Origin of the sequence: Magnetospirillum fulvum MGU-K5, from assembly GCF_000442515.1 — a bacterium.
Classification (GTDB): domain Bacteria; phylum Pseudomonadota; class Alphaproteobacteria; order Rhodospirillales; family Magnetospirillaceae; genus Phaeospirillum; species Phaeospirillum fulvum_B.
The window spans coordinates 1-15,527 of the sequence record NZ_AQPH01000076.1; the positions used below are offsets into that span (position 1 = coordinate 1).

Consider the following 15,527-nt stretch of genomic DNA (forward strand, 5'->3'; position numbering starts at 1 on the left):
GAGCGGCGCACCTTGCCCATCAGCACCCGGCGCAGGTTGGCCCTGGACGAAGCGAAGCGTTCAAGATAATGCAACGCTGCATTCTCGATGTAGGATGCGGTGATCTGGGGCGGTATCCGCCCGGCCCTGCCGGTCATGGAGATGATCCTAACATGAGTGACGACCCGACGCGCGGCCTGCCGCCCTGTCCCCGCCGCTATGGCGCGGTCAACTGGCTGGGCACCTGGACCCTGTTCATGAAGGAGGTCCGCCGCTTCCTCAAGGTCCATTTCCAGACGATCACCGCTCCGGTGGTCACCACCTTGCTGTTTCTCGCCGTGTTCACCCTGGCGTTGGGGCCGGTGGCGGCCCGCGTCGGCGGGGTCGATTTCGCCGAGTTCCTTGCCCCCGGTCTGGTGATGATGGCGATGGTGCAAAATTCCTTCGCCAACACCTCGTCGTCGCTGATCATCGCCAAGGTTCAGGGCAACATCGTCGATATGCTGATGCCGCCTTTGACCGGGGCCGAGATGACCGTCGCGATCGCGGCGGGCGGCGTCGCCCGCGGCGTGCTGGTCGGTCTGGTCGTCGCCCTGGCTATGGCCCTGTTCGTGCCGATGCACATTCATTCGATCGGGCTGATCCTGTTTCACGCGGTGATGGGATCGCTGATGCTGTCGCTGCTCGGCATGATCGGCGGGATCTGGGCCGACAAGTTCGACCACATGGCGGCGGTGACCAATTTCGTCGTGACGCCGCTGTCGTTCCTGTCCGGCACGTTCTATTCGATCGAGCGGCTGCCCGAACATTTTCACGCCTTCGCGCTGGCTAATCCGTTTTTCTACATGATCGACGGTTTCCGCGCCGGATTCATCGGCCATTCCGACGGCTCGCTGACGGTGGGACTGGCCGTGGTGACGCTGACCGATCTGGTGCTGGGCCTGGTGACCTGGAAGATGCTTGCCAGCGGCTACAAGCTGCGCGGGTAAGAGGGAATGTGAAAAATCGACAGGACAGCGGCGCTGTCCTGGTCACAATGATTGACAGAACGCCTTTTCGCGCCGATAGTCTGCCGCTTTCCATGAGCGCGCCGGATATTCCGCTCTCGCAGCGGCCATACCGGCATTGCGGAAGGAGCGTTCCGGAGAGCTGCCATGGTTGCTGTCGTTCTGCCGACCTATGCGCGGGCCGATCTCGCCTTTGACCGGGGTGAAGGGGCCTATTTGTACGCCACTGATGGCCGTCGCTATCTCGACTTCGCTGCCGGAGTCGCGGTCAATGCGCTCGGACATTCTCATCCGCGCCTTGTCGCGGCGCTGACCGCCCAGGCGGGAAAGCTGTGGCACTGTTCGAACCTGTACCGCGTGCCGGGACAGGAACGAGTCGCCACCCGCCTGATCGAGGCGACCTTCGCCGACACCGTCTTCTTTTGCAATTCCGGCGCCGAGGCAATGGAATGCTGCATCAAGATGGCGCGGCGGTATCATCACGTCGGCGGCCATCCCGAACGTTATCGCATCATCTGCGCCGAGGGCGCTTTTCACGGCCGTACCCTGGCGACGATTGCCGCCGGTGGCCAGAAAAAGCACCTGGACGGCTTTGGCCCGGCGGTCGATGGCTTCGATCACGTTCCGTTTGGCAACCTCAATGCGCTCCGGGCCGCCATCACCGCCGAGACGGCGGCGATCCTGGTTGAGCCGGTGCAGGGCGAAGGCGGCATCGTTCCGGCCGAGCCCGATTATCTCCGCCGCCTGCGCGAGACCGCCGACGAGTTCGGCATCCTGTTGATGTTCGACGAAGTTCAGACCGGCATGGGCCGTTCGGGCAAGCTGTTCGCCCATGAAATATCGGGCATCACCCCCGACATCATGGGGATCGCCAAGGGCCTGGGCGGCGGCTTCCCGGTGGGCGCCTGTCTCGCCACCGAAGCGGCGGCGCGCGGCATGACCGCCGGCACCCACGGCTCGACCTTCGGCGGCAATCCGTTGGCGATGGCGGTGGCCGAAACGGTGCTGGACGTCGTGCTGGAACCGGGCTTCCTCGACGAAGTCGATCGGATTGCCGCCCTGCTGCGCCGCGAGGTCGAGGCGGTTGCCGCCCGCTTCCCCACCCTGATCGAGGATGTGCGCGGGTTGGGGCTGCTGCTGGGGATCAAACCCCGCATCCCCAATGGCGAGTTGATCGCCCGGTTGCGCGACAACGGCCTGCTGGCCGTCGGGGCCGGGAACAATGTGGTGCGCCTAGCGCCGCCACTGACTATCCGCGAGGCCGAAGTCGCTTTGGCGACCGAGATCCTCTCCCGCACTCTGAGCGAGCTGGTGGCCCCCTCATGACGTCCCAGACCAAGGCTGGCGGCCCTCGCCATTTTCTCGACCTCGACCGTTTCGAGTCCCAGACCCTGCGGCAGATGATCGATCTCGGCAAAGCCTACAAGGCCGGGCGGACCAATACCCGTCCGCTGGCCGGAAAGCTGCTGGCGATGATCTTCGAAAAGCCCTCGACCCGCACCCGCGTCTCGTTCGAGGCGGGGATGAAGCAATTGGGCGGCGACGTCATCGTGCTGACCCGGGGCGACACCCAGCTGGGGCGCGGCGAGACCGTCGCCGATACCGCCCGGGTACTGTCGCGCTTCGTCGATGCGATCATGATTCGCACCGACAGCCCGGACAAGCTCGACGATCTGGTCCGCTATGCCTCGGTGCCGGTGATTAACGGTCTGACCGACGAGTCCCATCCCTGTCAGGTGATGGCCGACGTGATGACCTATGAAGAGCATCGCGGCACCCTGGCCGGGAAGGTGGTGGCCTGGATCGGCGATGGCAACAACGTCGCCGCCAGTTGGATTCACGCCGCCGCCCAGTTCGGCGCGACGATCCGGCTGGCCTGTCCCGACTCGCTGATGCCGTCGGAGAAGGCGGTGGCGTGGGCGCGCGACCGTGGCGCCCGGGTCGAGCTGATGACCGATCCTGCCCAGGCGGTGGCGGGGGCCGATCTGGTCGTCACCGATACCTGGCTGTCGATGGGATGCCGCGACGATAACCGCTCGAAGATTCTCGCCCCCTATCAGGTCAACGAGGCGCTGATGGACCGCGCCGCGCCCGACGCCCTGTTCATGCATTGCCTGCCCGCCCATCGCGGCGAGGAAGTCACCGATGCGGTGATGGACGGTCCCCGTTCGGTGGTGTGGGACGAGGCCGAGAACCGCATGCATGTCCAGAAGGCGATCCTGACCTGGAGTCTGGCATGACCGGCGCGGCCGCCGCATCGACGGCGACCGCCGATCTGGTTTTACCATTCACGATCGAGGACGGTCTGGTGCGCGGTCGTCTGGTCCGGCTCGGACCGGCCCTCGACTCGATTCTCGACCCGCGCCACGATTACCCGCTGCCGGTCGCGACCCTGCTGGCCGAAATCTGTGCCCTGGCCACCGCGCTGGCGGCGATGCTGAAATATGATGGCGTCTTCACCCTTCAGGTCCAGGGCGACGGCCCGGTGCCGCTGGTGGTCGCCGACGTCACCAGCGAGGGACGGTTGCGGGCGATGGCCCGGTTTGACGCCGCCCGGCTCGCGACCGTCGCGGCCGAGGCTCCGGCGCTGGCCCTGCTGGGCAAAGGGCATCTCGCCTTCACCGTCGATCAGGGCGCGGGCACCGAACGCTATCAGGGCATCGTCGCGCTGGAAGGCGAGACCTTGGCCGATGCGGTCGGGACCTATTTCCGCCAGTCCGAACAGCTTGATACCGCCGTTTCCACTGCGGTTCGTCCGCCCGCCGACGGTTTGGGCTGGGCCGCCCAGGTCGTGATGATCCAGCGCCTGCCGCCCGGAACGGGCCGGGCCCCGATCCTGCTGGCCGAAGAGGCCGACGAAAGCTGGCGCCGCGCCGAAATCCTGCTCGGCAGCCTGACCGTCGCCGAATTGCGCGATCCGACCCTGATGCCCGAGCACCTGCTCTATCGGCTCTATCACGCCGAATCGCTGGTTCTGTTCGATCCGCGCCGTCTTGTCGCCGAATGCCGCTGCTCGCGCGAGCGGGTGGTCGCAACCCTGACCTCGTTGCCCGCCGCTGAAGTCCCGTCGCTGGCCGATGCCGACGGCAACATCACGGTGACCTGCGAATTCTGCCGGACCGATCACGTCGTTGCCCTGACCGAACTGACGCCCGCCGTCTCGCCTTGACGCGGGCGGGTCAGCCGCAGACAATGTCCTTCGGACGTCCTCCAGCCAAGGAACCCCTCGCGATGCGCGCAAGGCACCTTCGTCTGGCGGTGGCTTTTGCCGCCGCCCTGGCCGCCACCGCCTGCCAGAACGCTCCGCCGGTACAAAAGCTGCCGCCGATCACCTTCACCGACCGTCAGCCGTTCCGCCTTGACGTCGCCGAACTGGAAATCCTGTCGGATTACCAGCCGCCGGGACGGTTGCCCAACATCGAACATCTGATGCCGGTGTCGCCCGGCGCGGCGATCGAACGCTGGGCCCAGGACCGGCTGCGGCCGATGGGCCAGCGGGACAGCGGCTCGGCCCGGGTCGTGATCCGGGATGCCCGCGTCGTCGAAGTCCCGCTCCGAACCGATACCAGCCTGTCCGGCGCGTTCAAGAAAGAGCAGGAATTGCGCTACGACGCGACCCTTCAGGTCGCGGTCGAAATCCTCGACGCCCGCCACATGACCGTTGCCGACGTCGTCGCCACCGCCCAGCGGTCGCGCACCGTCCCCGAAGGTCTGACCGTCAACGAGCGTGAGCGGATTCAGTACGAGATCACCGACGGACTGGCCCGCGATATCGACCGGCAGATGGAACAATTGATCCGCAATTATCTCGGCCGCTGGCTGATCCGATAACGGACCCAACCGGCCCCGGCAAAGCGCCCTCCTCTCCCCTGGGAGAGGGGGGCTTTTTGTTATCCGGCGGCCAACGGGTCAAATCGAAGGTTGGCCGCTCTTCTCCCGTAATTCCTCGGCCTGGGACAGATCGACCGACACCAATTGCGATATCCCGCGCTCGGCCATCGTGACGCCGTACAGACGGTCCATCCGGGCCATCGTCATCCGGTGATGGGTGACGATCAGGAAGCGGGTGCGGGTGGTCGCGGCGATGCTGTCGACCAGGGTGCAGAAGCGATCGACATTGGCGTCATCGAGCGGGGCATCGACCTCGTCCAACACGCAGATCGGTGCCGGGTTGGTCATGAACACCGCGAACAGCAGAGCCAACGCGGTCAGGGCCTGTTCGCCCCCCGACAACAGCGACAATTGCTGCATCCGCTTGCCGGGCGGGCTGGCCATGATCTCCAGCCCGGCCTCAAGCGGATCGGCGGATTCGGTCAGGGCAAGATGAGCCCGCCCGCCGCCGAACAGCCGGGCGAATAATTGGCGGAAATCGCGATCGACCGCCTGGAACGAAGCCAGCAGCTTGTCGCGGGCCTCGCGGTTCAGTTCGCCGATGGCGTGGCGCAGCCGGGCGATCGCGGCGACGAGATCGTCCTTTTCCGCCTGCATTTCGGCGATCCGGGTCTCCAGTTCCGCCGCTTCCTGTTCGGCACACAGATTGACCGGCCCCATCTGATCGCGCTCGCGAGTCAGGCGGTCAAGGCGGCGTTGCAGATCGGGCGGATCGGGCCGTTCGTCTTCGACCGTCGCCGCCAGCTCGCGCAATTGTTCGGGCGTCACCTCCAGCCGCTCGGCGATCCGGGCGGCGACGGCGCGGCAGGCCTGATCGGCGGCGGAAACGGCGGCTTCGCGGCGGATCCGCTCCTCGCGGGCGGCGGCAACCGCCTGTTCGGCGGCTTTGGCCGCGCGGTCGGCCTCGGCCAAGGCCCGCTCTGCCGTCTCGACCCGGTCGGTCGCAGCCTGGGCGGCGGCGTCGGCGGCCTGGGCGCGGTCGAGCAGATCGGCACGGCGGCGGTCGAAACTGTCGGGCAGGCTGGCAAGGCGCTCGATCTCGAACAGCACCGTCTCGCGCCGTTCCTCCAATTCCTCGACATGTTGGCGGGCGGACTCGGCCCGGTTGCGCCACGAGAGCAGATCGGCCTCGACCGCGTCGCGGCGGCGGGCCCGGTCGGCAGCGTCACGGATCATCCGGTCCAGCCCGGCTTTGGCCTCGATCAACCCGGCCCGCAATTCGGCCAAGGTGGCGCGGAGACTCGCGATCTGGCCGCGTCCGTCGTCGGTTTCGGGAAAAGCGGCGGCGGCGGCGTGCGCCTCGGCCAGTTCGGCTTCGGCCTGGGCCAGATCGTCCTCGGCCGCCGCGCATTGCTCGGCCACCGCCTCCAGCCGGGTTTCGTGGGCGGCGGCACGCTGGGCGAGGCGTCCATGCGCGTCGCGGGCGCGGGCGGCCTCGGTTTCGGCCCGGCGCACCGCATCGCGGGCGGCGCGTTCGGTCTCGGCGGCGCGTTCGGCGGCCATGATCGCCGCCCCGGCCTCTTCCTCGGCGGTCTCAACCCCAAGATCGGCATCATCCAATTGGGCGTCGAGGTCGCGCAGCCGGTTGCGCTGGGCCAGACGCAGCGCCATCGGGCTGGGGGCACCCGCCCGCGCGGTATAGCCGTCCCACCGCCACAGATCGCCCTGGGGCGTCACCAGCCGTTGCCCCACCGCCAAGGCGTGGCGGCGGATTTCGCCCTCGGCCGCGTCCGCAACCACCGCGATCTGGGCCAGCCGCCGCGCCAGCACCGGCGGCGCGGTGACAAAGGCGGCGAGCGGACGGGTGCCGGGGGGCAGCGCCGGACCCGCCTCGGGCGGGCCGAGATCGTCCCAGCGCAGCGGGGCGGCCGGATCGGTGGGGGCGGCAAGATCCTCGCCCAGCCCCGCCGCCAGCGCCGGTTCGTACCCGGTCAGAGCGGCAACGTCATCGAGCAAGGGGCGAAACCCGGCCCCGCGCCCTTGGGCCAGCACCTGACGCAGCGCATCGGCCTCGGCATGGAGGCGGTCGCGGGCAGCAATCGCGGCGGCGTGGGCATCGCGGGCGCGGTCGCGAGCAGTCTGGGCCGCGCCCCGCTTGGCATCGGCGCGCTCGGCCAGCTCGCGGGCTTCGAATAAGAACTCCTCGGCCCCTTCCAGCTCCATTTCCAGCGCGGTGAGGTCGGCGCGGTCGATCGCCTCGGCTTCGATTTGCGCCCGCTGCGACAGTGCCAGGGCGGCGCGGTCGCGCAGACGGTCGCGACGGTTCTCGACCTCCTGCAACCGGCGCAACGCGGCAGCGCGCTCGGCATCGGCGGCGGCAACCTCTTCCATCCGTGCGGTCAGCGCCTGATCCGCCGTCGCGACCTCGGCGGCGGCGGCGATCACCTGCGCCTCGGCCTCCTGGCGGGCATCGTTTTCTCCGGCGGCATCCTCGGCCAGAGTGTCGCGTTCGCCCTCCAGCCGGGCCACCGCCTGAGCGGCATCGGCGGCGCGGGCATGTTCGCGTTGCAGGTCCGAGCCCACCTGGGCCAGCCGGGCGTCGAGATCGCGCCGCATCTCGGCCATCCGCCCCGCCTCAGCCTCCAATTGCTCGCGCTCGGTCAGCAGCGCCCGCACCTGCTGGCGGGCATCGTCCAGGGCGGTACGCAGCGGCGGCAGATCGGCGGCCAGGGCAACGGCACGGGCGGCAGCAGCGGCGGCGGCAACGGTCGCATCGGCAACGCCGGTTTCGATCTGGCGCAAGGCGACGCGGGCGGCATCGACCGAAGTCAGCGCTTCGAGCCAGCCGAGATAGAGCAGCCGGGCTTCGAGCGCCCGGATCTGTTCGGACAAGGTGCGATAGCGCGCCGCCTGCTTGGCCTGACGCTGGAGCGAACGCAATTGTTCGGCCAGGGTGGCGAGAACGTCGTCAAGCCGCTCCAGATTGGCTTCCGCCCCCTTCAGCCGCCCCTCGGCCTCGTGGCGGCGGGCATGGAGACCGGCGATCCCGGCGGCTTCTTCCAGCAGCAGGCGGCGGTCGGCGGGGCGGGCGTTGATCAGGGCACCGACCCGGCCCTGGCTGACCAGACCGGACGAGCGCGCCCCGGTGGCGGCATCGGAAAACAGCAATTGGACGTCGCGGGCGCGGGTCTCGCGGCTGTTGACCCGATAGGTCGAGCCATTGCCGCGCTCGATCCGGCGCGACACCTCGATCTCGTCCTGGTCGTATTGGGGCGGTCCGGTGCGGGCGGCATTGTCGAGGGTCACCCCGACCTCGGCGACATTGCGGGCGGGCCGCCCGGCGCTGCCGCCGAAGATCACGTCGTCCATCTCGCCGCCGCGCATCTGGCGGGCCGAGGTCTCCCCCATCACCCAGCGCAGCGCCTCGATCAGATTCGATTTGCCGCAGCCGTTGGGGCCGACGATGCCAGTCATTCCCGGCTCGATCCGCAATTCGGCGGGATCGACGAACGACTTGAACCCCGAAAGGCGCAGCCGGGAAAACTGGAGCACCGCCGCCCCCTTAAGCGGGCTTTACTTCGATGCGGCCTTCAAGGCCTTGTCGAGCTCCTCGAATGGCCGGGCCCCGGGCAGGACCTTGCCATCAACGATAAAGGCGGGAGTCCCGTCAATGCCGCGCTTCTCGAACGCATCGCGGGCACGGGCTTCAAGGGCGTTGGCGAGGTCCTGGCGGCGCAGGCATTCGTCAACCTTGTCTTCGCCCAGTCCGGCCAGCTTCGACAGCTTCTTCAGTTCGGCCAGCGGATTGGCCGAAGCCATCCAGCGTTCCTGCTGATCCATGATCAGACCCAGCAGCCCGAAATAGCGATCCGGTCCGGCGCAATGCGGAATCATCGACGCGCCCAGCGACAAAGCGTGCGGCCCGGTCGGATAATCGCGGAAGATCAGCTTGGCGCGGCCGGTATCGATCCATTCCGCCTTCAAGCGGGGCAACACGGTCTTGTGGAAATTGGCGCAATGGCCGCAGGTGGTCGAGGCATATTCGATGATCGTCAGCGGCGCGTCGGGCCGCCCCAGCACCTGATCGGTCGGATAGGTCTCTTCGGCGGCCCAGGCCGCCGGAACAGCGGACAGCACGACGATAGCAGCGGCGGCGAACAGGCGGGCAAGCGTCTTCACCGGAAATCTCCCTACGAATAATGGTTCGAGCGAATAGTAGGGCGGTTGCCCCGTGAATGGAACGATCCTTAACGGTGCAGGGTGTCGTCTCCGCCGCTGTCGGGCAGATCGACGATGAAGCGCGCCCCGCCGCCGTCGCGGTTTTCGGCGCGGATGCTACCATTATGCGCCTCGACGATCTGGCGTGAAATCGACAGGCCCAGCCCGGAATGGGTGCCGAATTTCTCGCCCTCGGGCCGCTCGGAATAAAAGCGGTCAAAGATCGCTTCCAGCTTGTTGTCGGGAATGCCGGGACCATCGTCTTCGACGACGATACGGACCCGTCCACCGCCGCGTTCGGCGGTCAGGCGGATCGAACCGCCCGGCGGACTGAACGACATCGCGTTGGCGATCAGGTTGCGCAACACCTGGACCAGCCGGGATTCGATCCCGTTGACGATCAGCGGATCACCCGCGGGGCGGTCAAGGATGAAGCTCGGCCCGGTCTCGCCCCCGGTGACCCGATAGACGTCGGCCAGGGCGTCGAGCATCGCCGCCACCGCGACCGGAGCGCTTTCGGCCCGCGACAATTCAGCGTCGATCCGCGAGGCGTCGGAGATATCGCTGATCAGCCGGTCCAGCCGTCCGACATCGTCCAGCACAATCGCCATCAGGCGGCGGCGTTGGTCGGGATTGTCGATCCGGGCCGCCGTCTCGACCGCCGACCGGAGCGAGGTCAGCGGATTCTTGATCTCGTGGGCGACGTCGGCGGCAAACGCCTCGATCGCATCCATCCGCCGCCACAGCGCCTCGGTCATCTCTTTCAGCGCCAGCGACAATTCGCCGATCTCGTCGCCGCGCCGCGACAGATCGGGGATCAGCAAGGCGCGGCCCTGGCCGTGGCGGACCCGTTCCGCCGCCAGCGCCAGCCGCCGGATCGGCCGGGCGATCGTGCCCGCCATGTAAAGCGACAAGGCGATGGTCAGGCCGAGGGCAACGGCGAACACCTGGAAAATCGCCAGGCGGACCTGGAACAAAGCGCGGGTGACGTTGGTGCCGTCGGCGGTGATCAGCACCGCGCCGCCCACCTGCTTGTACCGCTGGACCGGAACCGCGACCGACAGGACCAGACCGCCGCCCGGGCGGGTGCGGACCTGGGCACCGCTGCGGCCGTCCAACGCGGTAGCGACTTCGGCAAAATCGCTGGCCCGGGCGCGGGGACGGTCGCGGTAAAGCTGCAAAGCGCGGTCGAAGCGCAGCCAGTGCGCCGTGCGCTCCCACCATTGGCGAACGTCGTCGGACCAGCTCGGCTCACGCGGCGGCGGCAACATCTCGACATGGACGACGCCGTTGGCCCCCAGGCGAAAGCGCGAATCCGCGACTAGTTCACCGTCGGAACCGAACAGCCGAACCCGAAGCTTGGCCGGTTCGGCGAGACGGCGCACCATCTGGCGGGCGGTGTCGGCGTTGAATTCCAGCCCTTCGATCTCGCCTTCGACCAGCGCGCCTTCGCCGACGGCAGCGGCGACCATCTCGGCCTGGGTCGCCAGTCCTTCCAGTTCCGAGCGGATCAATCCCTGCTTGTAGCGGTCGAGATAGAGCAGACCACCGACCAGCACCACCGGCGCCAGCAGATTGACCGCGAGAATCCGCCGCGTCAGCGGCGAGGCGAGCAGACGCCAGCGCGGCCAGCGGCGGCGGGCCTCGACCGGCGCGATCGCAACAACCGGAGCCTCGCCCCCGGCCGCCTCACTCTTCACGATAGCGGTACCCGACGCCGTACAGGGTCTCGATCTGGGAGAAATCGTCATCGACCTCGCGGAACTTCTTGCGCAGCCGCTTGATGTGGCTGTCGATGGTGCGGTCATCGACATAGATCGATTCGCCATAGGCGGAATCGATCAATTGGTCACGGCTTTTGACATGGCCGGGACGGATCGCCAACGATTTCAGCAGCAGGAATTCGGTGACGGTAAGATCGACCCCGACCCCGTTCCAGGTGCAGACATGGCGGGCGGGATCAAGCACCAGCGACCCCCGCGTGATCACTTCGCCCGGCGGCTCGTCGGGTCCGGCGGCGTTGGCCTCGAGACGGCGGATCAGGGCGCGAATCCGCTCGATCAGCAGCTTCTGCGAGAACGGCTTCTTGATGTAATCGTCGGCCCCCATCCTGAGGCCGAGTAATTCGTCGATTTCGTCATCCTTCGAGGTCAGGAAGATCACCGGGATCGAGGATTGCCGCCGCAACCGCTGCAACAATTCCATCCCGTCCATCCGCGGCATCTTGATGTCGAGCAGGGCCAGATCGGGCGGCTGAGCGGTCAGGCCGCGCAACGCCTCGGCACCGTCGGTATAGGTCCGCACCTTGAACCCCTCGGCTTCAAGGGCCATCGAGACCGAGGTCAAGATGTTGCGGTCGTCATCGACCATCGCGATGGTATGGGTCAAAAGGGGTACCTCCGTCGGACGTTCGGCTACCAGGATAGCAGGACGATACGGGTTTGCATCGGGATCGTGGCGAAATTATAGTGATCGATGATGGTTCCTTGCCGGTCACGATCCCGGCTGGGTGAAAATGGGAACACGGTACGGCCCCGATCCGGGCCCAAAGCCGGGACTGCCCCCGCAACTGTAGGCGGAGAGGGTCCGACCCCACAGGCCACTGGCCCCCGTTGCGTGGGCTGGGAAGGCAGGGTCGAACCCGACGACCCGCAAGTCAGGAGACCTGCCATCACGAGAGTCGTCGCGAGCCTGCCGGACGGGGTGTGCCGGAAGGTTTGACATCAGGACCCGTTTCGCGACGACACGCGATCTCTCGACGAACGGAGTCTGTCTGTTATGCATATTATGGAAGGGTTCTTACCTGCGGCCCACGCCGTGGCCTGGGGCTGCGTCGCCGTCCCCTTTGTCGCGGCGGGCGCATGGAAGCTGAAAAAGATCGTGATCGAACGCCCCGAGGCGCGGCTGCAACTGGCCGCCGCCGGGGGATTCGCCTTCGTTCTGTCGGCCCTGAAGCTGCCCAGCGTCACCGGGTCCTGCTCGCACCCCACCGGCACCGGCCTGGGCGCGGTGTTGTTCGGCCCCTCGGTGATGGCGCTGCTCGGCTCGATCGTGTTGCTGTTCCAGGCCCTGTTGCTGGCCCATGGCGGGCTGACCACGCTGGGCGCCAACATCGTCTCGATGGCGGTGGTCGGGCCCTGGGTCGCCTATGGTTTGTGGCGCGCCTCGACCGCGCTGAAGCTGCCCCATGCGGTCGGAATCGCGCTGGCCGCGACGCTGGGCGATCTCGCCACCTATATCGTTACCTCGGCCCAATTGGCCCTGGCCTTCCCTGACCCGGTTTCGGGCTTCGGCGGTGCGTTCGCCAAATTCGCCGGTATCTTCGCCCTGACTCAGGTGCCGCTGGCGATTGCCGAAGGTCTGGTCACCGTCGTGGTGATCAATGCGCTGGTCGGACGTGGTTTCCTCAAGACCGAAGGGGTGAAGGCATGAGCGCCCGTCTCAATTACGCGTTGCTGGGTCTGGCCGCGCTGATCGTCATCGCGCCGCTGGCCCTGACCCCCGACGCCCAATTCGGCGGCACCGACGATGCCGCCCGCGATGCCGTCGCCGCCGCCAATCCGTCCTATGTCCCCTGGGCCGAACCGCTTTGGGAGCCGCCGGGCAAGGAAGTCGAAAGCCTGTTGTTCGCGCTTCAGGCGGCGATTGGGGCCGGTCTGGTCGGCTATGCCATCGGACGTCGCCACGGTCGCGGCGAGCGGTGAGCCTCGCCATCGACCGGCTGGCCCAATCCAGCCGGTGGCGGCGGCGCTCGACGACGGAAAAAGCGGTGTTGGCGCTGGGCCTGTTGGCCCTGGCGCTGGCGTTACCCCCCTGGCCGGGAGCGGTTCTGGTACTGCTTGTTAGCTGGACCGCCGCCCTGGCCGGAGCCCGGATCGGCTGGCGCGACTGGCTTAGGCTGGTCGCGGCACCGCTGGGCTTTGCCCTGACCGGGGCGGCGGCGCTGGCGGTCGAGATCAGCCCGGACGGGCTGGCTCTCGCCCGCGACGGCGGCGCGGCCGCGCTTTCCGTGATCCTGCGCGCGGCAGCGGCGTTGTCCTGTCTGCTGCTGCTCGCCGTCACCACCCCGGCCCCCGATCTGGTGCGGGGGGCTCGCCGCCTGGGTCTGTCGCCCGAAATCGCCGAGATGGCGTTGCTGATCTGGCGGTTTCTGTTCCTGCTGCTGGATTCCGCGATCGCGATCCGCCATGCCCAGGAGGCACGGCTGGGCTGGCACGGCTTTCGCCGCTCGATCCGCTCGCTTGGGCTGCTGGTGGCGCTGCTGCTGCCCCGCGCGCTTGATCGGGCGAGACGGCTGGAACACGGGCTGGCGGCACGCGGGTTCGACGGCTCGTTGCCGATGCTGTCGCCCCGCCAGCCGCTCTCCATCCATTTTATCGCCGTCGCGCTGGGACTTCAGGCGGCGGTGCTGGGGATTGCGTTATGGTGGATTTAAGTCTGGAAGCCTGGGGGCTGGTGTTTTCCTGGCCCGGCGGGGGGCGGGCGCTCGACGGCCTCGATCTCGCGGTTCGGCGCGGGCGACGGCTGGCGGTGCTCGGCCCCAACGGCGCAGGGAAGAGTACCCTGCTGCTCCATCTCAACGGCACGCTGCGGCCCGAGGCGGGCGAGGTCCGGGTCGATGGCGCCGCCCCCGGCTATGGTCGCGCCGCCCTGGCCGGATGGCGCAAGCGGGTCGGGCTGGTGATGCAGGACCCCGACGATCAAGTGTTTGCCGCCACCGTCGCCGAGGATGTCTCGTTCGGGCCGCTCAATCTCGGCCTGTCCGAGGCCGAGGCGGCAGCGCGGGTGACCGAAGCGTTGGAGGCGCTGGGCATCGCCGATCTGGCCGAGCGCGCCACCCACCAATTATCGTTCGGGCAGAGAAAGCGGGTGGCGATCGCCGGAGCGGTGGCGATGCGGCCCGAGGTTCTGTTGCTCGACGAGCCGCTGGCCGGGCTGGATCATCGCGGCGGGATGCTGCTGCAAGGGGTGCTGGCCCAGTTGGCCGAAGCGGGAACCACCCTGGTGTTGACCACCCACGACGTCGATCTGGCCTATGCCTTCGCCGACGAGGTGGCGCTGTTCGCCAACGGCCGGACGCTGCGCCAGGGCAACGCCGCCGCCGTACTGGGCGACCGCGCCCTGATGGAGGCGGCCGGGCTGGAGACGCCGTTGCTGCTGGAACTGGGAGTCCGCGACCGCGCCGAGGCGCTGGCCCGGTTCGGGCGGCGATGAGCCTGATCGGGCCGGTGCGGCAGGGTCTGCGCGTCCTCCTCGACGCGATCCTGCCGCCGGTCTGTCTGCGCTGCCAGAGTCCGGTAGCCGATCCCGGCACGCTGTGTCCGGACTGCTGGTCGAAAATCGCTTTTGTCTCGGCCCCGCTCTGCGCGGTGTGCGGGCGGCCGTTCGAGATCGATCCGGGGGCACAGATGGTCTGCCCCGTCTGTCTTGCCACGCCGCCTCGTTATGGCCGCGCCCGCGCCGTGCTGCGCTATGACGACGAGACGAAGCCGCTGATCCTGCGCTTCAAGCATGGCGACCGGCTGGAAGGGGCTCCGGCCTTCGCCCGCTGGCTCGCCCGCGCCGGGGCCGACCTGCTGGCCGACGCCGATTTGATCGCTCCGGTGCCGCTGCATCGCTGGCGGCTGGCGGCGCGGCGCTATAATCAGGCGGCGGTGCTGGCCCAGGCGCTGGCCCCGCTGGCGGGACTCGAGTCCGTGCCCGATCTGCTGGTCCGCCGCCGTCACTCGCCGTCACAGGGACATCTTGGCCCCGATGCCCGCCGCCGCAACGTCGCCGGGGCGTTCGCGCTGCCGCCCCGCAGCCTTGCCCGGGTCGCAGGCCGCCGGATCGTGCTGATCGACGACGTGATGACCACCGGAGCCACCGTTAACGAATGCGCCCGTATCCTGCTGCGGGACGGAGCCGCTGCGGTCGATGTGCTGACACTCGGCCGCGTCGTGCGTTAAATGTATATCCCCCTTGCCGGGCGTGCCCTCCGGGCACTTGGCCGCGGCCGCAATGGCCGCAAGCGCATCGTGCGTCAGGCATGACGTACGATGCGCCAAAGGACTCTGGTCAAATCGGCCTGCCGACCTCATATATCGATCAATTCACTCTTAGCGGCCCCCTTCCGGGGGAACGAGGATCATGACCCAGATCGATATCTACACCACCAAAGTCTGCCCCTATTGCGTCCGCGCCAAGCAGCTGTTCAAGCGCAAGGGCCTCGCTTTCACCGAGATCGACGTCAGCAACGACGAAGCCTTGCGCAACGCGATGGTCGAGCGCGCCGGAGGCCGCCGCACCGTGCCGCAGATCTTCATTGACGGCCACCATGTCGGCGGCTGCGACGACCTTTACGCGCTTGAGAGCGCGGGCAAACTCGACCCGCTGCTGGCGGGCGCGGCGGAATAACACCGGCCAATTTATTGGCCGGTTGGTGAGATTTGGGGCGGCCCGCCCCAAACCCTGGCCGGGAGGCCCCGCCTCCCGGACCCTCCCTTTTCTCTC

At 67.9% G+C, this 15,527-nt stretch carries 15 protein-coding genes and 1 riboswitch; of the genes, 11 read left to right on the plus strand and 4 right to left on the minus strand.

The features are described from left to right. Positions 1-152: 152 nt before the first annotated feature. The 5 genes from K678_RS14755 (at position 153) to K678_RS14775 (ending at position 4,817) form a co-directional block, all read left to right on the plus strand. A complete protein-coding gene (locus tag K678_RS14755; RefSeq protein ID WP_021133274.1) occupies positions 153-968 on the plus strand; it encodes an ABC transporter permease in 816 nt (271 codons plus the stop codon). A gap of 165 nt (positions 969-1,133) precedes the next feature. After that, positions 1,134-2,312, plus strand: a complete 1,179-nt coding sequence (locus K678_RS14760; RefSeq protein WP_021133275.1) for an aspartate aminotransferase family protein — start codon at positions 1,134-1,136, stop codon at positions 2,310-2,312. After that, the gene (gene argF, locus K678_RS14765; protein ID WP_021133276.1) at positions 2,309-3,226 is read left to right on the plus strand and encodes an ornithine carbamoyltransferase; all 918 of its coding nucleotides are present in this window, start codon (positions 2,309-2,311) and stop codon (positions 3,224-3,226) included. Before K678_RS14760 ends, argF begins: the two co-directional genes overlap by 4 nt. Continuing rightward, positions 3,223-4,155, plus strand: a complete 933-nt coding sequence (gene hslO / locus K678_RS14770) for an Hsp33 family molecular chaperone HslO (protein ID WP_021133277.1) — start codon at positions 3,223-3,225, stop codon at positions 4,153-4,155. Before argF ends, hslO begins: the two co-directional genes overlap by 4 nt. Positions 4,156-4,217: 62 nt before the next feature. Then, entirely contained in the window at positions 4,218-4,817 is a 600-nt protein-coding gene (locus K678_RS14775) for a hypothetical protein (protein WP_021133278.1), read from the plus strand. 78 nt (positions 4,818-4,895) lie between these two features. Here K678_RS14775 and K678_RS14780 read toward each other — a convergent pair whose 3' ends face one another. The 4 genes from K678_RS14780 to K678_RS14795 form a co-directional block, all read right to left on the minus strand. Continuing rightward, a complete protein-coding gene (locus K678_RS14780) occupies positions 4,896-8,369 on the minus strand; it encodes a chromosome segregation SMC family protein (protein ID WP_021133279.1) in 3,474 nt (1,157 codons plus the stop codon). A gap of 21 nt (positions 8,370-8,390) precedes the next feature. After that, entirely contained in the window at positions 8,391-8,996 is a 606-nt protein-coding gene (locus tag K678_RS14785; protein ID WP_021133280.1) for a DsbA family protein, read from the minus strand. A 68-nt stretch (positions 8,997-9,064) separates the two neighbouring features. Then, on the minus strand, positions 9,065-10,786 hold the full coding sequence (locus K678_RS14790) for a stimulus-sensing domain-containing protein (protein ID WP_414533246.1): 1,722 nt from the start codon (positions 10,784-10,786) through the stop codon (positions 9,065-9,067). Beyond that, complete coding sequence (locus K678_RS14795) at positions 10,725-11,423, minus strand: response regulator transcription factor (protein WP_021133282.1); 699 nt, start codon at positions 11,421-11,423, stop codon at positions 10,725-10,727. The genes K678_RS14790 and K678_RS14795 overlap by 62 nt, the downstream gene beginning before the upstream one ends. Before the next feature lie 74 nt (positions 11,424-11,497). Further along, positions 11,498-11,722, plus strand: a riboswitch (cobalamin riboswitch). Positions 11,723-11,813: 91 nt separating this feature from the next. Here K678_RS14795 and K678_RS14800 point away from each other — a divergent pair. The 6 genes from K678_RS14800 to grxC all read left to right on the plus strand — a co-directional run bounded on the left by K678_RS14800 (position 11,814) and on the right by grxC (position 15,431). Continuing rightward, entirely contained in the window at positions 11,814-12,467 is a 654-nt protein-coding gene (locus tag K678_RS14800; RefSeq protein WP_021133283.1) for an energy-coupling factor ABC transporter permease, read from the plus strand. After that, positions 12,464-12,739, plus strand: a complete 276-nt coding sequence (locus K678_RS14805) for an energy-coupling factor ABC transporter substrate-binding protein (RefSeq protein ID WP_021133284.1) — start codon at positions 12,464-12,466, stop codon at positions 12,737-12,739. Before K678_RS14800 ends, K678_RS14805 begins: the two co-directional genes overlap by 4 nt. Further along, complete coding sequence (gene cbiQ, locus K678_RS14810) at positions 12,736-13,470, plus strand: cobalt ECF transporter T component CbiQ (RefSeq protein ID WP_021133285.1); 735 nt, start codon at positions 12,736-12,738, stop codon at positions 13,468-13,470. Before K678_RS14805 ends, cbiQ begins: the two co-directional genes overlap by 4 nt. Beyond that, positions 13,458-14,249, plus strand: a complete 792-nt coding sequence (locus K678_RS14815; protein WP_021133286.1) for an energy-coupling factor ABC transporter ATP-binding protein — start codon at positions 13,458-13,460, stop codon at positions 14,247-14,249. Before cbiQ ends, K678_RS14815 begins: the two co-directional genes overlap by 13 nt. Then, complete coding sequence (locus K678_RS14820) at positions 14,246-14,983, plus strand: ComF family protein (RefSeq protein ID WP_021133287.1); 738 nt, start codon at positions 14,246-14,248, stop codon at positions 14,981-14,983. Before K678_RS14815 ends, K678_RS14820 begins: the two co-directional genes overlap by 4 nt. 181 nt (positions 14,984-15,164) lie before the next feature. Continuing rightward, the gene (gene grxC, locus K678_RS14825) at positions 15,165-15,431 is read left to right on the plus strand and encodes a glutaredoxin 3 (RefSeq protein WP_021133288.1); all 267 of its coding nucleotides are present in this window, start codon (positions 15,165-15,167) and stop codon (positions 15,429-15,431) included. The last annotated feature ends 96 nt before the right edge of the window (positions 15,432-15,527 follow it).